This window comes from Mesorhizobium sp. M0106 (assembly GCF_040322715.1).
GTDB lineage: Bacteria > Pseudomonadota > Alphaproteobacteria > Rhizobiales > Rhizobiaceae > Mesorhizobium.
Genome location: NZ_JAMYUA010000005.1, coordinates 164,405 through 182,266 on the forward strand (window position 1 = coordinate 164,405; position 17,862 = coordinate 182,266).

The 17,862-nt window shown below is 63.8% G+C and carries 15 protein-coding genes, 2 tRNA genes and 1 pseudogene; 3 read left to right on the forward strand and 15 right to left on the reverse strand.

The features are described from left to right. Positions 1-21: 21 nt before the first annotated feature. Positions 22-98: transfer RNA gene (locus NKJ55_RS07630), tRNA-Asp, on the reverse strand. Positions 99-315: 217 nt separating this feature from the next. On the opposite strand from NKJ55_RS07630, the gene NKJ55_RS07635 reads away from it, so the two are divergent. Next, positions 316-391: transfer RNA gene (locus tag NKJ55_RS07635), tRNA-Val, on the forward strand. 51 nt (positions 392-442) lie between these two features. Then, on the forward strand, positions 443-916 hold the full coding sequence (locus NKJ55_RS07640) for a hypothetical protein (protein WP_352449357.1): 474 nt from the start codon (positions 443-445) through the stop codon (positions 914-916). A 201-nt stretch (positions 917-1,117) separates the two neighbouring features. Here the strand turns inward: NKJ55_RS07640 and NKJ55_RS07645 are convergent, their stop codons facing one another. From NKJ55_RS07645 to NKJ55_RS07710, 14 genes and pseudogenes are all read right to left on the reverse strand, one after another. Next, positions 1,118-1,774 (reverse strand): GNAT family N-acetyltransferase, encoded by a 657-nt coding sequence (locus NKJ55_RS07645; RefSeq protein ID WP_352449358.1) that lies wholly within the window; start codon positions 1,772-1,774, stop codon positions 1,118-1,120. Continuing rightward, positions 1,771-2,541: an SDR family oxidoreductase gene (locus NKJ55_RS07650; protein WP_352449359.1), complete on the reverse strand. Its 771-nt coding sequence runs from the start codon at positions 2,539-2,541 to the stop codon at positions 1,771-1,773. The genes NKJ55_RS07645 and NKJ55_RS07650 overlap by 4 nt, the downstream gene beginning before the upstream one ends. Continuing rightward, positions 2,538-3,533 carry an ABC transporter permease gene (locus NKJ55_RS07655; protein ID WP_352449360.1) on the reverse strand — a complete coding sequence of 332 codons (996 nt, stop codon included), beginning with the start codon at positions 3,531-3,533 and terminating at the stop codon, positions 2,538-2,540. The genes NKJ55_RS07650 and NKJ55_RS07655 overlap by 4 nt, the downstream gene beginning before the upstream one ends. Positions 3,534-3,695: 162 nt before the next feature. Then, entirely contained in the window at positions 3,696-4,736 is a 1,041-nt protein-coding gene (locus NKJ55_RS07660; RefSeq protein ID WP_352449361.1) for a sugar ABC transporter substrate-binding protein, read from the reverse strand. Between the two features lie 39 nt (positions 4,737-4,775). Continuing rightward, complete coding sequence (locus NKJ55_RS07665; RefSeq protein ID WP_352449362.1) at positions 4,776-5,540, reverse strand: ATP-binding cassette domain-containing protein; 765 nt, start codon at positions 5,538-5,540, stop codon at positions 4,776-4,778. Then, positions 5,537-6,703 carry an ROK family transcriptional regulator gene (locus tag NKJ55_RS07670; protein ID WP_352449363.1) on the reverse strand — a complete coding sequence of 389 codons (1,167 nt, stop codon included), beginning with the start codon at positions 6,701-6,703 and terminating at the stop codon, positions 5,537-5,539. Before NKJ55_RS07670 ends, NKJ55_RS07665 begins: the two co-directional genes overlap by 4 nt. A gap of 121 nt (positions 6,704-6,824) precedes the next feature. Next, positions 6,825-7,579: pseudogene (locus NKJ55_RS07675) on the reverse strand (ABC transporter permease). Further along, positions 7,576-8,349: an ABC transporter ATP-binding protein gene (locus NKJ55_RS07680; RefSeq protein WP_352449364.1), complete on the reverse strand. Its 774-nt coding sequence runs from the start codon at positions 8,347-8,349 to the stop codon at positions 7,576-7,578. Before NKJ55_RS07680 ends, NKJ55_RS07675 begins: the two are co-directional and overlap by 4 nt. Beyond that, positions 8,349-9,377: an ABC transporter substrate-binding protein gene (locus tag NKJ55_RS07685; RefSeq protein WP_352449437.1), complete on the reverse strand. Its 1,029-nt coding sequence runs from the start codon at positions 9,375-9,377 to the stop codon at positions 8,349-8,351. Before NKJ55_RS07685 ends, NKJ55_RS07680 begins: the two co-directional genes overlap by 1 nt. Positions 9,378-9,467: 90 nt before the next feature. Further along, positions 9,468-9,905, reverse strand: a complete 438-nt coding sequence (locus tag NKJ55_RS07690; protein ID WP_352449365.1) for a VOC family protein — start codon at positions 9,903-9,905, stop codon at positions 9,468-9,470. 2 nt (positions 9,906-9,907) lie between these two features. Next, positions 9,908-10,648 carry a FadR/GntR family transcriptional regulator gene (locus NKJ55_RS07695; protein WP_352449366.1) on the reverse strand — a complete coding sequence of 247 codons (741 nt, stop codon included), beginning with the start codon at positions 10,646-10,648 and terminating at the stop codon, positions 9,908-9,910. Then, the gene (locus NKJ55_RS07700) at positions 10,645-12,081 is read right to left on the reverse strand and encodes an FAD-binding oxidoreductase (RefSeq protein WP_502904465.1); all 1,437 of its coding nucleotides are present in this window, start codon (positions 12,079-12,081) and stop codon (positions 10,645-10,647) included. The genes NKJ55_RS07695 and NKJ55_RS07700 overlap by 4 nt, the downstream gene beginning before the upstream one ends. Positions 12,082-12,293: 212 nt before the next feature. Further along, positions 12,294-13,574, reverse strand: a complete 1,281-nt coding sequence (locus NKJ55_RS07705) for a M23 family metallopeptidase (RefSeq protein WP_352449368.1) — start codon at positions 13,572-13,574, stop codon at positions 12,294-12,296. Between the two features lie 138 nt (positions 13,575-13,712). Continuing rightward, positions 13,713-14,180, reverse strand: coding sequence for a peroxiredoxin (locus NKJ55_RS07710; RefSeq protein WP_352449369.1), 468 nt, complete (start codon positions 14,178-14,180; stop codon positions 13,713-13,715). Positions 14,181-14,276: 96 nt separating this feature from the next. Here NKJ55_RS07710 and NKJ55_RS07715 point away from each other — a divergent pair, with 96 nt between their 5' ends. After that, positions 14,277-17,654: a hypothetical protein gene (locus NKJ55_RS07715; protein WP_352449370.1), complete on the forward strand. Its 3,378-nt coding sequence runs from the start codon at positions 14,277-14,279 to the stop codon at positions 17,652-17,654. The last annotated feature ends 208 nt before the right edge of the window (positions 17,655-17,862 follow it).

The window sequence follows — 17,862 nt, forward strand, 5'->3', positions numbered from 1 at the left end:
GGCCGTGGCCCGAAGGAGAAATGGCGCGAGTGACGGGGCTCGAACCCGCGACCTCCGGCGTGACAGGCCGGCACTCTAACCAACTGAGCTACACCCGCGCATGGACGAGCACGTGTCAGCCGTGTTCGTCGTTGGGGCGGTGGATAAGGGGTAAGCCACCGGGTGTCAAGCGGACCCGGACAGCATAACAGCAAACAGGAGAAGGTTTTTTGACAAGCCGAACTTTGTTGCCGAAACCGGCTCCCGGCCAAGCCACTCGCCGCTCATTTGGCCTTGCGAAGCCGGTCCTAACTGCTTAAAGGTCCGGCCCGGGGCGGGCGATTAGCTCAGTTGGTAGAGCGCTTCGTTTACACCGAAGATGTCGGCGGTTCGAGCCCGTCATCGCCCACCATTTTCCTCGATGTGTTCAGTTTGGGCTACACCGCTCAAGCTGATCGCCCAGGTGAGACGCATCCGACCGCTGTGCTACTCGGACTTTGGTCTGATTCAAACTGTCTTTCCGCAGGGACTTAAGTCTGATCTGCTTGCCTCTCATGAGGGAAACGATTGCCGAAAGCTACAACTTGCAGTATCTCAATTGCGTATGGGCATGGGCGGGAGCGAAAATATTCCTGGATGGCTTGCGAGTCATCTTCCGGACGATCCCGTGATCGCAGGAGATCTCGCGGATAAGATATCGAAGGAAGCTGAAAAAAACCGGCTTCCAGGCGAACGGGTTGTGAAGACAACCCGTAACGAAGAAGACACCTTCAAGAAAGAACAAGTCGAAGCTTATCCCGACGCCGCGGTTGCAGGAGTCTTTGCCAGCGGTTCATTCCTCGCCCTGTTGGTATTAGCCATTTATCTGCTTTATGTGCTCTCGATTGTGGCCGGGGGAACGGTCGCGGATGTTCCCTTGCCGCCCGTACTGAACTAGTAGACGCTCCGCCAACACTCGGATTAGCCCCGCACCGTGTTGATGCTGGTGACTTTCGTGTCTGCGGTGGAGCACGCGACGAAGGTTTCGTTCCCGCGGCAAAGGTGTTCACGCGGGGCAACTGGCTGCTGCAGAACGGCGGCATTGTACTTCCATAGGCCTCCCGGTTCTTTGCAACTTGTGCGATTGGCTTGTCGCAGATCAGCCTGCAATCGCCGGAGCGTGAGCAATCCGTTTCGCCACATAAACACAACGCTTCGATGAATCAGCGTCCTGCACCACCTCAAATCCAATCGCCTTGTAGAACCTTAGCGCACCATCGTTCTCCGGCATGACTTCGAGGTGGATGCCGGTCGAGCCGCTCGCGGCAAGCCCCTGCTCGAGGAAGGCCATCGCGCGCCTGCCGATGCCTTTCCCGCGCGCTTGCGGCAACAGGTCGATATGGCCATGCGACGGATAGGCGGTCAGCGCAGGCGGAACAGCGAAATCGGGATGATGGACCCGATGCCGCGCCCAGTCGCTGCCGCGCCAGCGCGAGCTGTCGGGTCCCGGGTCTGCCACGCGCCGCTGAAGGTCGGGATACCAGTCTGATGCCAGGCTGGCATTGAAAGCGCCCGTATCGGCCGCGCCAAGCAGGTAGCCGGCCGCACCTGCGGGACTATCGATAATGAAGGCCAGCTCGGGTTCGAGCACCTGGTAGGGAATGGTGTAGAGGAGGCCGAGCAGTTCCGGGTCGTCCTCGCGGCCGCTGGCGTCCTTGCCGGCATCGCCGGTCTCGAGACAGATCATCGCAAGCGCTGCATGATCGGCGGTGGTCGCCCGGCGCAGGAAGAAACCGCCGCCGAAATCGAGGATCATGGCGGCAGCAGCCGGAAATCCTTGCCCTCGGGCAAAAGCTGCCCGCCGTCGACGATGATGGTCGTGCCGGTGATGTAGCTGGCGTCGTCAGAGGCCAGGAACAGGAAGGCGTTGGCCACGTCGCGCGGGCTGCCGAGACGGCCGAGCGGGATGGCGTCTTCCATGTTCTTGATGAAGGCAGCACCGCGGTTCTGCTCTATGCCTTCAGTGAGGATGTTGCCGGGCTCGACGCCGTTGACTGTAATGCCGTAGCCCGAGAATTCGAGCGCAGCCGAACGGATCAGCCCATTGATGCCGGCCTTGGTCGCTGAATAATGGCCGTGGCCGGGGCTGGTGACATGCGGGCCGGTGATTGAGGAGGTGAACAGCATGCGGCCAAAATGCTGTGCCTTCATTGGCACCAGTGCGGCGCGAGCAGCGATGAAGCTGCCGCGCAAGTTTACCGCCATGACCCGGTCCCAGTCGTCGGGACTGGTGTTTTCCAGCAATTGCCAGGGATAGATGCCGGCATTTTGCACCATGATGTCGAGTCGGCCGTGACGGTCGAGGGCCAGCGCCACGGCGGCTTGCGCATCGGCCATCTGCGAGATGTCGGTGCGTATGAAGGCGGCACCGAGCTCGTCCGCAGTCGCTTGCCCGGCCTCGGCCTCGGTGTCGGCGAGCACAAGCTTCGCGCCCTCTTCGGCAAAACGCTGTGCGATGCCCTTGCCGATGCCACGTGCGCTGCCGACGATCAGCGCGACTTTGTCTTCCAGACGGCCGGTCATGCCAGCCTCTGGCGGATGGTTTGCTTGAAGGCGTCGAGCAGCACCGCGGCGAGGACGAGCAGGCCATGGATCACCTGGGTGAAGTTGGCCGGCAGACCCATCAAATTGATCGCCGTATTGATGGCCGAAAGCAGCAGCACGCCGGCATAGACGCCGGGCAAGGTGCCGACGCCGCCCTTCAGGCTGACGCCGCCGATGACGACCGCGGCGAAGGCATTGAACAACAGGCCGACCCCGAGATTAGCTGTCGCGCCGGAGGTGCGGATCGCCAGCAGCCAGCCGGCAAGGCCGGCGATGGCGCCGGCGAGAACGAAGGCTATGACCAGGTTGCGGTTGACGCGGATGCCGGCGCGAAAGGTCGCCGTCTCGTTGCCGCCGATCATGACCAGGTGCCTGCCGAAGGGCGTCTTGGCCATGATCAGCGAGAACACCACGAAGCACGCAATGGCGATCCAGGCAGTCAGCGGCAGGCCGCCCAGACGCTGGATGCCGAACCAGCGGATTGCCGGCGCAAGGTCCTGCGCCGAGCGGCCGCCGGAGATGACCAGCACGAGGCCGCGCACCCAGATGTAGGAGGCCAGCGTGATGATGAAGGCGCTCATCTTCACCTTGACCACCAGGTAGCCGTTGATGGCGCCGATGAGGCCGCCGACGGCAAGCGCGATGAGCAGCGAAACGGGAACCATCAGCCATTGCGGCTGCAACTGGATGCCAAGGCCGATGCCCGACGAGCAGAACAGGATGCCGACCGCCATGGCGCTGAGCGCCGCCACCGATTCGACCGACAGGTCCATATGGCCGGCGATGATGACCAGCGCCAGGCCGATCGACATGACGCCGAGCACGCTCGAGGCCTCGATAATGTTGGCGAAGATGCCGAGCTGAAAATAGTTGGGGATGAGGATGGAAAAGACCACCAGCACGAAGACCAGCATGAACCAGACGAGATTGTCGAGGATGAACTCGAGGGTTTGGCGCGTGCGGGGGTTCATCTGCGGATCCGGTTGGCGCGTCAGCCCAAAAAACCACTCGGTTCTTCGGAAAGATCAGGCGCGGTTGAAAATTACTGCAGCATTCCCGTGCGCGTCCGTTCTAACGCGCACAGCTGCAGGGCTAAGGCTCCGGGCCTGTGGCCCGGAGCGTTTGGCGAGTTGCTATTCGACCGGCTTTATGGTTTCGGTCGGCGGCTTCATGTTGCCCCAGAAGGCCGGGTTATCGACATTTTCCTTGGTGATCGCAGCGCCGGGGATCTTGATGTTTGGCCCCCAGGCTTCCTTGGTCACGGTCGACTTCAGGCCGAGCACGTCGTATTCGCCGGGCTTGATCTCCTGCTTGTTGACCACCTTGTCCATGAACATGGCGACGGCCGCGGCCTGGGCGTAGAGCGGCTGCTCGACTTCGACGTTGAGCCAGCCCTTGCGGATCAGGTCGAGGCCGACCGGAGCGCCGTTCGAACTCATCAGCATGACGTCGCCCGGTTTTTTGCCGGCAGCCTCGAGCGAGGCGACGGCAGCGACCGAAAGATGCGCGGCATGGCTGAAGATCAGGTCGATGTCGGGATTGGCGAGCATCTGGTCGGCAACGATGGTGCCGGCGTTGCTGGCCTCCCATTGCATGGCCGGCAGCGAGATGATCTTGACGTCCGGGAACGCCTTCATCTTCTCCTCGAAACCCTTCTGGATATCGAGCGTGTAGGGGTCGCCCGGATCGCCGAGCACCTGCAGGATCTTGCCCTTCACCGAGCCGTTTTTCGCGGTCAGGAGCTTTTGCGCCTGATCGGCGGCGACGTAGCCGATCTCGACGGTTCCGGCCACCGAGGTAAAGTCGGACGGGGTCGAGGTGATCTGGCGGTCGAACTCGACGACCGGGATGCCGGCGGCACGGGCGGCCTCGATCGACGGTTTCAGCGCATTGAAATCGACGGCGGCTAGGATGATCGCCGACGGCTTCAGCGCGATGACGTCGTTCATCTGCGATTGCTGAGCGTCGGTCTTGTTGTCGGCGTTCAGCGTCTTCATCTCGTAGCCGACCTGCTTCAGGAACAATTCCAGCGCGCTCACCGAGCCGGTCTGGAACTCATCGAGCAATGTCGGCACCATGTAGTAGACGGTGCCCTTGGACTGGGCGAATGCCGGCGTGAGCGTGGCAAAGGCCAGTGCCAGGATACCGAAGACGGAAAGAAGTATTTTCTTCATGTCGTTCGCTCCTCTTGCGCCGGACCCCTCATATGTCCCTCAGCTTGCCGGTCCGGCACCGGCGAGCGTCTCTCCGGTGATCATTTTGATCACCGCGTCGGGACTTGTTTTGTTGCGTGCGACGTCGCCCGCCACGACGCCTTGCCGGATCACCACGATCCGGTCGGCGACCTGGAAGGCCTGTTGCATGATATGGGTGATGATGACGACGCCGATGCCCTGGCTCGCCACCTGGCGGATCATGTCGAGGCCGCGCCGCGTCTGCTCGACGCCGAGTGCCGCGAACGGCTCGTCGAGAAGCACCAGCTTGCCGCCAAAATGCACGAATCGGTTGAGCTCGATGGCCTGCCGCTGGCCGCCGGAAAGATGCTCGACATTGGTGCGAAGCGAGGGAATGCGGGTGCCGGCGCTGGCCAGTGCCTTTTGTACCACCTGCTCCATGGCGCGCTCGTCGAGCACTGGAATGCCGAGAACCTTCCTGGTGATCTCGCGGCCCATGAAGAAATTGGCGACCACGTCGACATTGGTGCAGAGGGACAGGTCCTGGTAGACCGTCTCGATCCCCGCGGCCTTGGCCTCGGCGGGGGATTTGGCGAGGAATTCCTTGCCTTCGAACAGCATGCGGCCGGAGGTCGGCTCCAGGCCGCCGGCAATGATCTTGACCAGCGTCGATTTGCCGGCGCCGTTGTCACCCAGAAGCGCCACCACTTCGCCCTTGCCGATCGAAAAGCTGATGCCTTTCAGCGCTTCGATGGCGCCGTAATTCTTGGCTACGTTATCGAGCACCAGCAGCGGTTCGCTCATGCCGCGATCCCCTTGTTATGCAAGAGATCCCGCCCGCGTTCGCGTTCGGCGGTGAAGATCTGGCCGAAGCGTGGCGACAGCACTCCTGAGACGGCAAGCGCGGCGGCGCCGCGCAACACCGCATGCTGGCCGCCGCGCGCGACGCTGACGCGGGGCGTCGCGCGGTCGCTTCGCGCCGAGACCGAATTGGGCAGGTGCGCGGCCGCGCCGGCAAGCCTTTCGAGCAGGTCGGTGGAGGCAAGCCCGCCGAGGATGATGGTTTCGGGATCGAACAGGTTTTCGATGATGGTGACGGCGTTGCGGAAGATCGGCGCAATCTCGCTCACCCACTCGGCGTCGGCGATGTTGCGGCGCCGCAGCGCCTCGAGCGAGAGATACCGTTCGAGGCAGCCGCGATTGCCGCAGGGGCAGGGCTCGCCGCCCGGCACCGCGGGAATGTGGCCGATTTCACCGGCGTTTCCCCAGGCGCCGCGCAATGCCGCCCCGTCATGCACCATGACGCCGCCGAGACCGACGCCGAAATAAAGATAGTAATACTCGGAATATGCCGTTCCGAGGCCGTAGAGGCGCTCGCCGATAGCAGCCGCCGCCATATCGGTTTCGAAAAAGGCCGGCAGTCCGGTCGAGGCGGCCAGCCGCTCGCGCAGCGCCACATCCTTCCAGCCGGTCATGGTGGTCGGCCCGACAAAGCTCATGGACTCCACGCCGAACGGTCCGGGCAGCGCCATGCCAATGCCGAGAACGCGGCCACCGGGCCGCAATGCCGTCAATTCGAGCACCATGGCGCCGATCAGCTCGAAAGCGTGGTCGGGCGTTGCATTTGGGGCTTCGCGGTAGGTGCTCTCGATAACATCGCCGCTTAGGTTGATCAGGGCGGCATTGATGCCCAGCGGGGTGACGTGGATGCCGACGGCATAGCCGCCTTCCGGATTGATGCGCAGCGTTGCCGGTGGCAGGCCGCGCCCCTTGGGCTCTTCGCGCAGCGACAACACGTAACCGTGCTCTTCCAGCTCGCGAACGATGGTAGACACGGTCTGCACGGTGAGCCCGACCCGCCTGGCAATGTCGCCGCGGGCGATCGGTCCGTGAAGGCGGATGGATTCGAGCACGATCCGCCGGTTATACGGCCGCCCGAACTCCTGATTGGTCCCGCGCAATGCCATGCCTTGTGCCCCCGAGAGAGGCTAGACTGGCACTGAAGATTTATTCAGTCAAATGGAATTCAAAAATAAAATTGACAGCCCGTGCAGAGCGAAGCTGGCGGATGGCCGCTCAGAGGCATGGTCAATAGCGGATGGCACGGCGCTCCAGCAGAACCACGATTGCGAAGATCGCGATCGACAACGACGACGACAGCACGATCGCCGCATAGAGCCGGTCTGATTGATAGTTGAAGGTCGCCTGGATGATGAGCGCGCCGAGGCCCTTATCCGACCCGATCCACTCGCCGACGATGGCGCCGATCACGGCCGTGGCCGAAGCGATTCGTAACGAGGAGAACAGCATCGGCAAGCTCTTGGCAGGCGCAGGCTCCACAAGATCTCCCAGCGCGTGGCCGATAGCACCCGGAACAGTTCGTGCTCGTTGTCGCTGGCCGAGTTCAGCCCGCGGATCATGTTGACCAGCGTCGGGAAGAAGCAGATCACCGCCGCAATCACGATCTTCGGCGTCATGCCGAGCCCGAAGATCAGGATGATGATCGGGGACAGCGCCAGGATGGGAATGGTGTTGAAGAACAGCACGATCGGAAAATAGGCGGCCTGCAGGATGCGGCTATGCACGAACAGCACCGCCAGCAGCACACCGGCAAGGTTGCCGATGACAAATCCCGCCAGCGCCTCGATCAGCGTCGGCCAGAGATTGCTGAGCAGCAAAGCAAGACTCTTCCGGAATACGCCTGATATGGCCGTCGGCGTCGGCACGATATAGGTCGGCACGCCGAGCCATGGCAGCAGAAACTGCCAGGCGAGCAGAATCGAGGCCGCGCCAAAAACGGGCAGGGCGACGGCCAGCGCCGATGGCAAGGGCGCCTGCCTCATGAGGCCTGCTCCAGCGCGCCGCGCAGTTCGGCCATCGCGGCAACGATCGCCGGATCCTCGCGCGAACAGCGGTTGCCCTCCTGCTTGAACGGCCGGATATCGAGGTCCCTGGCCAGGCGGCCCGGATTGGTGGCGAGAACGATGACCCGTTCTCCGAGATAGGCGGCTTCGGCGATCGAATGGGTAACGAAAAGGATGGTCGCGCCGGTGCGCCGCCACAAGGACAGAAGCTCATCGTTGAGGCGGTCGCGGGTGATCTCGTCCAGCGCGCCGAAAGGCTCGTCCATCAAAAGCAGCCTGGGTTGCCCGAGCAGCGCCCGAGCGATCGCCACGCGCTGGCGCTGGCCGCCGGACAATTGGTGCGGCAGACGCTCACCGAACCCGGCAAGCCCCATCAGATCAAGCAGCTCGTCGGTTCGATCGTCTATTGTCCGGGTAAGCCGGCCTTGTCCGACATCGAGCGGCAGGCGGACGTTGTCGCGCACGGTGCGCCAGGGCAGCAGGGTCGAGTCCTGGAAGACGAAACCGACATCGCGCCGCGAACGGACAGCATGCGGTGTGTCGCCAAGCACGCTGATCGAGCCGCCGAGCGGATCGAGCAGGTCCGCGACCACACGGAGCAGGGTCGACTTGCCGCATCCCGAAGGTCCAAGGATCGACAGGAAGGAGCCGGCCTCGACCGACAGGTCGAGAGCGGAGAGCACTTTCACCATCGGCTGCCGGCCGCCATAGCCGACATCCAGCCTGCGGGCCTCGATCGCGTTCGCCATCAAGCGGCGGGCGCGTCGAGCTTGGGTCGGTCAGCGGCCGACAATTCGAGTACCTTGGTGGTGTAGACGTCGGCTGCTGCGGGCCGGCCGTTCGGGTATTGGCCGACCTTGTCCAGCAGCGCCAGCTGCTCCTCGATCGAGGCGGGGTCGAAGGTTCCCCATCCGTCCTTGGCGGTTGCACCGTCGAAGGAAAGTTTCAGCACCAGATCGATCGTCTTCTGCTCCCAGCCGAAGTCCATTTCCGGATAGGCCGCGACCATTTTCTTGACGGCTTCCTGTGGATTGGCGTGTACCCAGCCCCAGCCCTTGGCGACGGCGCCGATGAATTTCGCCAGCGTTTCCGCATGCTGTTCGATCGCGGTGTCGGTAGCGAAATAGACGTCGGCATAGGAGTTCAGCCCGAGATCGCGCACCAGAAGATCGATCCTGTCGTCGCCGACGACGCTCAGCGCCTGGGTGTTGGTGATCCATCCGCCAATCGCGTCGACGTCGCCGCGCACCAGCGGCGCCTTGTCGAAGCCGACATTGACGACGGTGACCTCGGACGGATCAATGCCGTTCTTGGCCAGGATCTCATCGATGACGAAGCGCGCCGTCGGCTGGATGCCGATCTTCTTTCCCTTGAGATCGGCCACGCCGCGGATCGGCTTGGCAGGCTTCGAGGTGAAGGCATAGGGACCGGTGCGGAAACCGCAGGCGATGATCTTCACCGGCACGCCGCTGGCACGCGCCGCGTAGAGCTGGGGTGTTTCGGAAAACTGGCCGAGTTGCGCGGCCCCCGAAATCACCGGCGGCACCGTCGCCGCATTGGGACCGCCCGGGCTGAATTCCACCTCGAGACCTACGTCCTTGAAATAGCCGTTGGCGACGGCCGCGATGTCGCCGATCTGTCCGTTGGACATCAGCCAGTCATACTGGACGACGATCTTTCCGGCAGCCCTGGCGCCGGGCGTCAGCACGAGCTGCGTTCCGGTCGAAACTGCCGCGACGGCGGCGAAGCCGGCTTTCACGAAGCTGCGGCGGTTCATGTCGTAGTCTCTGTTCCCACTCATTTTTCGCTCCTGTTGCAAGACGTTCTCGTCTCTTCATTGCGCGCCGTTCCCGTGGCGCGGCGTCGTCTACGGCTGTTCGTCGTGATAGTCGCCGGGGCCGCCGTCGAGCCAGGCGTATAATTCCCAAAGCGTGTCGTCTGGATCGGTGAAATAAGCGCAGCGCGCGTTCCAGACATAATCCTCCGGCGGGCCGTAGAAGGGCACGCCCTTGGCTGCCAGTTCGTCATGGAGCCGGTCGATCTGGCCGGGCGCCTCTAGCCTGACCGCCACGCAGACCTTGTGTGCGTGGCGCGGCGACCTCAACTTCGAGACGCCGGTGTGCCGGTTGATGTGATCGATCTCCCATGCCGCCAGCGTGACGCCCTCGCCATGGAAGTCGGCAAAGCCCTCGGCGCGGCGCCGCAGGCGAAAGCCGAGTTTCTCGACATAGAATTCAACCGTCCGCTCGATGTTTTCGACGAGCAGGCAGACGTCCGAAATCGCATAGGCGCCTCCGAGCGGCATGGCTACTTCCCTGTGCTGTGCGCGGCGCGCGATGCCGGCAGCTTGACGCCGACGCGGTCGGCGGCGCCGACGATGTGGGCGCGCATCGCCGCCTCGGCGGCCGTGGGGTCGCCCGCGACCAGCGCCTCGTAGATGCGCACATGCTCCCCGACATTGACTTCGACCAGGTCGTGCAGCGGATTGGTGAGGCGCGCGTAGTGGATCGAGCGGCGGATCTGCTCGCAAACGAAGGAAATAAAGGTGTGGATGTAATTGTTGCCGGTCGCCCGCGCGATCTCGCGATGAAACAAAAGGTCGGCGTCGATGCTGCCTTCTTCCCAGCGCTCCTCGCCGCTCATCCGGTCTAGCGCCGCCTTGATTGCGTCGAGGTGCTCCTGCCCGCGCCGTTCGGCGGCGAGCGCGGCTGACTCGGCTTCCAGTATGCAACGCAGCTCGAACAGCCGTTCCATATTCCCGGTCGCTTTCAGCGCCTCGCCATCGATGCGGATCGACGCGCGCTGCTCCGGCGCCAGCACGAAGGCACCGACGCCTTGCCGGGCTTCGATCATGCCATCGGCCCTGAGTTGAGCGATCGCCTCGCGCACCACATTGCGACTGACGCCGAATTTTTCCGAGAGCTGCTGCTCGGTCGGCAGCCGCGTGCCCGGATTGAGCTCGCCGGATTCGATCTCGCGGCTGAGGAACGCGGCAACGCGATGCGGCAGCGCCTCCACCGTGCCGATAGCGGCCAGTCTTTGCTTCATGGAAAGGTCTCCGTCGATGGCAGAAGGCAGCCGGGATTCATTGATCCCTGAGGGTCCATCGTTGTTTTGAGGGCCGTGATGAGCCGGCGATGGGCAGGCGCCAGGCCGGCCCAGAAAGTGCGATGACGGGTGCGGCCGATACCGTGCTCGGCGCTGATCGAGCCGCCAAGCGCGCCGACGATCTGGTAGAGCCCGGCGGTGATCTCCGCGCCCTGGGCACGAGCTTCACCCTCGGCTAGCCCAGGCGGTGGCAGGACGTTGAAATGGATGTTGCCGTCGCCGGCATGGCCATAGGCCTGCGGCAGCCAACCGGGATGTTCCAGCGCCACGAATTGGCGGGCCTGACCGATGAGGGCAGGGATGTCCGATATCCTGACCGCAAGGTCGGTGCGCACATGGTAGCCGCGTCTTGCCTGGCCCTCGACCAAGCCCTCGCGAATGGCCCAGAACGCCCTGGCTTGCGCGATGCTTTCAGCAAGAACGGCGTCGGCAACCAGACCGCTCTCCATCGCTCCGGCCAGGAAATCGACCAGCATGGAGCGCAGATCGACCGCAGCACTTGCGGAGAGTTCCATCAGCACGTGGACGGGAGCTTCGACCGGCGAAACGATATCGGCATCGATCAAGCGCGCGAGGTCGATGCACTCCGAACCAATGATCTCGAAGGCAGAAATCAGATCGGATGAGGCCCGGCGAGCCTGCCGGAACAAGGTGATTGCCGCTTCGAACGAGGCGAGACCGAGATAGGCGGTCTCGACCCGGGCCGGTTTCGGAAACAGCTTGAGCACGACTCCGGTGATGATGCCGAGAGTTCCTTCGCTGCCGATGAAGAGTTGCTTCAGGTCGTAACCGCGATTGTCCTTGCGCAGGCCGGAAAAGCCGCTCCACAATTCGCCGTCGGGCAGGACGACTTCGAGGCCGAGGATGAGATCGCGCGCCATGCCATAGCGCAGCACGTTGGTGCCGCCGGCATTGCTGGCCGCATTGCCGCCGATCTGGCAGCTTCCCTGCGCGCCGAGCGCCAGCGGAAACAGGCAATCCTGTGCCTCTGCCGCATCCTTGATGTGCTGCAGGATGCAGCCGGCGTCGGCCTGCAGGATGAAATTGTCGGCGTCGACGAGACGGATGCCGTTCAACCGCTCCAGGCTGACGACCACCGCGCCACGGCTGTCGATGTCGATTGCGCCCGCCACCAGCCCTGTGTTCCCGCCCTGCGGGATGATTCCGAGCCCGAGCGTACCGCAGAGTCGCACCACAGCCTGGACTTCGCTGACGGAAGCAGGCTTCAGCACCGCAAGGGCTCCGCCGCGATTATCCGCGGACCAGTCCAAGAGGTATTTCGCCATGCCGCCAGCGTCGGCGGCCACGCCGCTTTGTCCGACGGCGCCCTCCAGGGCGTTCAGAATTTCAGGCGGGATACCATGAACGGACATTACAAGCCTGTTGGGCCAAGGGATAGGCTTACACATATCATCCTACAACTGCGTCGAAGTCAACGCTGTGAGGCACAAGCCCTCAAGGGCTGGAGGCGAAATGTTTGCTGGGAGAAGAGAGCGGAGGGCGATCGCCCGAGGATACTTAGGCGAGGCCGCCTTGGTGTGGCTGCGCCAGCCGATGCCGGTCAATTGATGGGAGCAGCCCGGCTCTACAGATACCGCTCGACTTTCTTGCCGACCGTCAGAAACCGCAGCGGATCGATCGCCTCGCCATTGTGGCGGACCTCGTAGTGCAGATGCGGGCCGGTCGAGCGGCCGCTGTTGCCGGTCTTGCCGATGACGTCTCCGGCATCGAGCTTCTGGCCGACGGCGACGTCGATTTCGCTGAGATGCCCGTAACGCGTCACAAAACCGTTGCCGTGGTCGACCTCGATCATGCGGCCGTAGCCGCCGTTCCAGCCGGCCTTGACGACCAAGCCGGCTGCCGTGACCTTGGCTGGCATACCGACCGGCGCCCTGAAATCCATGCCGGAATGCAAGGCGGCCGTGCCGAGGATGGGGTCGGTGCGCACGCCGAATGGGCTGGTGACGCTGCGGCCGGGGGCGGGGTTGGCGAGCGGCAGCCGGCGCGCTTCCTTTTTAAGATGATCCAGCGCGTCAAGCGCTTCGTCCAACTCTTTGACTTTGCTATCGAAGGCCAACGAGCTGTCGAGTGGTATCAGCGGGCCGCCGACGTCGCTCTTTTCGAATTCGCTGTCGACCGGCAGGCCGGCGGCCTCGAGTGCCTGCGAGATCGCGTCGGCGCTCTTGTAGGCATTGTCGGCCAGTGTGGCGATGCGGGTGAGCTGCTGGCTCTCGATGGCCTTCAGCGAATTGTTGATCGAAACGAAGAGCTTGTCTGCCCGGTCGGCCGCGCTTTCGCTCGGCAGCGGATCGGCGCGGGTCGACCACAGCGAGAACGGCCTGGTGTCGTTGCTGGCAAGGGGGGCGGCAAGGCTGGCGACAGTATACGCCGTCGGCTGGATGCTGCCGGTCGCGTCGGCATGTTCGTCCGGCTTTGCCGCCGGCACGGGCGGCGTTGCGATCTCGTTTTCGGCTCGTTCGAGGATCGGGCCGAGACGGCCGTGACGCAGGCTGAGCTGGCTCTGCCGTTCCAGCAGCTCGCTGACCTTGGTTTCCATCAGCTGCTGATCGAGTAGCTGGCGGCTGGTGATGCGGTCGACCTGGCTGCGCAGTGCCGAGATGCGGTCTTCGTAGGCCTGCTGCATGCGCGCCTGCCGCGCCGTCGTGGCGCCGATCAGATCGTCGCGCAGCACCAGATAGGAGGTCGCCAGCAGGTAGCCGATGACGATCGCCGCCAGCGCCGAGCCGCAAAATGCCGCAAGCCACGGGCGTATGGTGAAATGCCTTATCTGGTCGCCCCGGGCGATGATGACCGTGTGGGGCTCTTTGCGTCTGCCGAAGACCGCTGACTGACTGGCTACGTTCACGGGACCAAGCTTTCGTTACGACACCAACGACGAGCCTGATTACACATTATTAGGGTTAACAAAGTTTTGCCGGATCGAACGACAACCAAAGGTCTTCGCGCAAAACGGGCATCGAATTGCAGCGGCCTGGCGCAGCTCTCAAAGGGCGTGAACCGCCTCCAGCACCTCTTCGGCGTGCCCCTTGACGCGGACGTTGCGCCAGATCCTGGCGATGCGTCCGTCCCGGCCTATCAGGAACGTCGCCCGCTCGACGCCCATATAGGTGCGGCCGTAGAGCTTCTTTTCCACCCACAAATGGTAAGCCTCGATCACTTTGCGCTCTTCGTCGGCGACAAGGTTGACGCTCAGATCGTATTTCGCCTTGAATTTGTCGTGTTTCTTGACGCTGTCCGGCGAGAGCCCGATGACGACAGCGCCGGCCTTTTCGAACTCCGGCTTCAACTGCGAAAAGCCGATCGCCTCGTTGGTGCAGCTTGTGGTGTCGTCCTGTGGGTAGAAATAGAGTACGATGGGTTTTCCCAGCAATACGGCGAGGCTGAGTGAACCGCCGCCGTCGCGCGGAAGATCGAACTGCGGCGCAACATCGCCCACGTCGAGGTCAGCCATACCGATGCCCTTGTTTGAGGTTACGCGCCAGGCTGCACCGATATAATGTCGAGCGGGGATTCGTCCACGATCGAATTCGTTTCAACGGAAGATTGCGTGGATCAGGAGCTACCGCAGCACGAGAAGATCAGGTTCAGGCGTGACGAGATCACCGACCTGGGAACCTTTCCGTCCGCGTGCCGCGTCCCGCCGCTCGGCCAGGCGTCGATCGGTCGCGGCGTCCGTTTGATGGCGCGGCTGTTTGCCGGCCTTGTCGCCCTTGTGCTGCTGGCTGCCGCCGGCGTCTACGCGATCGGCGTGTCCGGCTTCGGCTCGGAGCGGCTTCGCGCGGAAGCCGAAACGGCAATCGAGAGATTGGCCGGCTTCGATGTCGACGTTGCCGTCGGGCCAGCCCGGCTGACGCTTGACGGGTCGAGCTTCATTGCGCTGCAGGTCAGCGACGTCAGCCTCAAGACCGCCGACGGCAAACCGATGGCCGATGCCGGCCGGGTCCGCTTCGGCATCCGGCTGATCCCGCTGCTTTCGGGCGAGGTACGGCTGACCAGCGCCCGGATTTCCGACGCGCACATCGTCATGGCCGCGATGCCGTCCGGCGGCGACTGGACGGCCGGGCTGCGCAACCAGGACGGCCTCATCGATCCGGAAAAACTTTCCGCCGCCGTCTTCGCCAACGTCAACCGCGCGCTCGATGCGGTGCGCGAGGATTCGGTGCGCCAGATCGATCTGCGCAACGTCGAGCTGGCACTGCCCGAGACCGGATCGGTCAAGTCGGTCACCATCGCCGAGGCCTCCGTGTCGCAGACGGGACCGGGAAGCATGGAGTTTTCATCCGATGCGGATGTCGACGGCAGGGGACTTACCATCGCCGCTTCCGCCACCCGCGATCCGGCGACGCGACGCATCACCACGCTGGACGCCAGCATCCAGGCGGCGGATGCCGAAGCTGCGGCAGCAGGCGGCAAATTGGGCACGATCGCCTTGAAGCTGGCGGGGTCGGAAGGGACCGGCGACAACGGTTCGCGGCTGACCGCTGCCCTGTCACTGACCGGGTCGGTGCTCGATCTCGGTTCGCGCGGCCTGCTTCCGGCCGACATCGATCTCGATGCGACGCTCGTCGCCGGGTCGAACAAGATCCAGGTCGACAGCTTGCTGGTGAAAACCGGCCGCTCGACCTTCGATTTCGCCGGTTCGATCGGCCCGAAGCCCGCTACCGGCGCAGCGGGCGAGGAGCCATCCTATCGTTACGACCTGACCAGCGACGGTTCGACCCTGGCGCCTTCGGATTCGCCGGAGCCGGCGCTCAGCTTCATTGCCCGTATTGCCGGCGTCTACCAGCCGACGAGCCAAAAGCTGGTCGCCGAGCAGATCGGCGTCCGGTCCGGACCGGGCAGCGAAGTGCTGGGCACGGCTTCGGTTTCATTCGTCGCCAACCAGGCGCCGGGCATATCGGTGGCGCTCAATGTCCACGACATGCCGGTCTCGCACGTCAAGCAATTATGGCCTTGGTTTTCGGCGCGCAATGCCAGGCTGTGGGTGCTTAAGAACCTGTTCGGCGGCCGCGTCGTCGATGGCAGCCTGCAGTTCCAGGTCGTGCCCGGACGGCTCGGCAACGGCGTGCCGCTTTCCGCCGATGAAGTGTTCGGCCGATTCCAGGTCGAAGGATCGCGCTTCGACACGGCCGGCCGCATTCCGCCGATCCGCGATGCCGTCGGCGTCGTCGGCTTCCACGGCAATGACGTCGACGTCGCGCTGTCGTCGGGCAGCGTCTATATGCCGAGCGGCCGCACGGTGGCGGCGAGCAACGGCACGCTCACCGTCAAGGCGGCGAACCATCCGCCGGTGATCGGCGCGCTCGACATCGACGTCGCCGGCGAGGCGCCGGCAATCGCCGAGCTGGCATCGTTTGACCCGATCAACGCCATGCGCCATGTCGGCCTGCTGCCGGACGACCTGTCCGGCACGGTGACCGGCCACGTCAAGGCCGATATTCCGCTGCAGTCCGGTGTCGACTCTTCCAAACTCGATTGGCTGGTGGCGCTCGACTACAAGGACCTGTCGCTGGGCAAGCCGTTCGAGGGCCAGACGGTCAGCCATGCCGACGGCTCGATCACGGTCGCGCCCGACCGGGCGGTGATCTCGGCGAAGGCGCTGCTCAACGGCATTCCGGCCGAGCTCGACCTGATCGAGCCGCTCAGGGATGGCGGCCCGCCGCGCAGTCGTAAAGTGGCGCTGGTGCTCGACGACAAGACGCGCGCCACCGCCATGCCTGGCCTGTCGACGCTGCTTTCCGGAACCATCAAGGTGGCGATCGACAAGAGTGGCACCGGCAACCAGAACGTGTCGGCCGACCTGACCAATGCCAGGCTGGACATCCCCTGGGCCGGCTGGAGCAAGGGGCCTGGCATTCCCGCCAAGGTCGTCTTCGCCATGGCGAAGACCGGCGACACCACGACGCTCTCCAATTTCGAACTCGACGGCAAGACCTTTTCCATCGACGGCAGCGCGGTGCTGGTCAAGGGCGCCTTGTCCTCGGCCCGGTTCAGCAAGGTCACCTTGAACAGGGGCGACGACGTCGCCGTCTCGGTGAAGCGGTCGGGCAAGGCCTATGCTGTCGAGGTCAGCGGCAGCGCGCTGGACGCACGCTCGCTGATCAAGCAATTCACGTCCGATGTCGACACCGCCACCAAGACCACCGGCGTCGATGCGATCTCGGTCAGCGCCGACGTCAGCTCCCTGACCGGCTTCCACGACGAGGTGCTGTCGAATCTGAAGCTCGACTACAGCGCCGCAGGGTCCCGGGTGAACGGGCTCAAGGTGAGCGCCACGGCAAGTTCGGGAGCCGCCATCACCATCAGCAACACGGCCGGCGGCGGCCTGCGCACGCTCAACATGAAGTCGGCCGACGCCGGCGCCATACTGCGCTTCCTCAATATCTACGAGCATATGGAAGGCGGCTCGATCACGCTGGCGCTCACCGGGGCCGGCGACGGTCCGATGAAAGGCCAGGTCGACGCCAAGAACTTCTTTATCGTCAACGAGCCGAAGCTCGCCTCGATCGTGTCGACGACGCCGGCCGGCGACAACCGCAGCCTCAACGAGGCGGTCAAAGGCAATCTCGACACGTCGAGGGTGAAGTTCGAGCGCGGTTTCAGCGAGATCGACAAGGGCAGCGGCTATCTGAAGCTGCGCAACGGCGTGCTGCGCGGCTCGCGCATCGGCACCACCTTCCAGGGCACGCTCTACGACCAGAACAACAATATGGACATGACCGGCACGTTCATGCCGGCCTACGGCGTAAACCGCATCTTCGGCGAACTGCCGCTGATCGGCGCACTGCTCGGCAACGGCCGCGACCGCGGCCTGATCGGCGTCACCTACAGGCTCAAGGGCAACGCCAACAAGCCGAACCTGGAGGTCAATCCGCTATCGGTGATAGCGCCCGGGATTTTCAGGTCGATCTTCGAGTATCGGTGAGGCGGGTAGGGGCGGGTGGCGCCAAAAAGGCCGGGTGAAGTGCTGTTCAGCGTAGCACCGCCTAGAGGTAACGGCATGGATCCTAGGGTCTCCGCGACGTCGCTTCGCTCCTGCTGCGCCCTAGGATGACGAAGCGAGGGGAGACTTCAGCCAATCTCGAAGGTCGCGTTTGCCATCGGCCGCCACGCGACCGCCTCGCTCTCCGACA

Bases quoted from the DNA above. Each gene is read 5' to 3' on its own strand.
- NKJ55_RS07645 (WP_352449358.1), bottom strand. From the start codon at position 1,774: ATGATCCTCGATTTCGGCGGCGGTTTCTTCCTGCGCCGGGCGACCACC.
- NKJ55_RS07650 (WP_352449359.1), bottom strand. From the start codon at position 2,541: ATGACCGGCCGTCTGGAAGACAAAGTCGCGCTGATCGTCGGCAGCGCA.
- NKJ55_RS07655 (WP_352449360.1), bottom strand. From the start codon at position 3,533: ATGAACCCCCGCACGCGCCAAACCCTCGAGTTCATCCTCGACAATCTC.
- NKJ55_RS07660 (WP_352449361.1), bottom strand. From the start codon at position 4,736: ATGAAGAAAATACTTCTTTCCGTCTTCGGTATCCTGGCACTGGCCTTT.
- NKJ55_RS07665 (WP_352449362.1), bottom strand. From the start codon at position 5,540: ATGAGCGAACCGCTGCTGGTGCTCGATAACGTAGCCAAGAATTACGGC.
- NKJ55_RS07670 (WP_352449363.1), bottom strand. From the start codon at position 6,703: ATGGCATTGCGCGGGACCAATCAGGAGTTCGGGCGGCCGTATAACCGG.
- NKJ55_RS07680 (WP_352449364.1), bottom strand. From the start codon at position 8,349: ATGGCGAACGCGATCGAGGCCCGCAGGCTGGATGTCGGCTATGGCGGC.
- NKJ55_RS07685 (WP_352449437.1), bottom strand. From the start codon at position 9,377: ATGAACCGCCGCAGCTTCGTGAAAGCCGGCTTCGCCGCCGTCGCGGCA.
- NKJ55_RS07690 (WP_352449365.1), bottom strand. From the start codon at position 9,905: ATGCCGCTCGGAGGCGCCTATGCGATTTCGGACGTCTGCCTGCTCGTC.
- NKJ55_RS07695 (WP_352449366.1), bottom strand. From the start codon at position 10,648: ATGAAGCAAAGACTGGCCGCTATCGGCACGGTGGAGGCGCTGCCGCAT.
- NKJ55_RS07700 (WP_502904465.1), bottom strand. From the start codon at position 12,081: ATGTCCGTTCATGGTATCCCGCCTGAAATTCTGAACGCCCTGGAGGGC.
- NKJ55_RS07710 (WP_352449369.1), bottom strand. From the start codon at position 14,180: ATGGCTGACCTCGACGTGGGCGATGTTGCGCCGCAGTTCGATCTTCCG.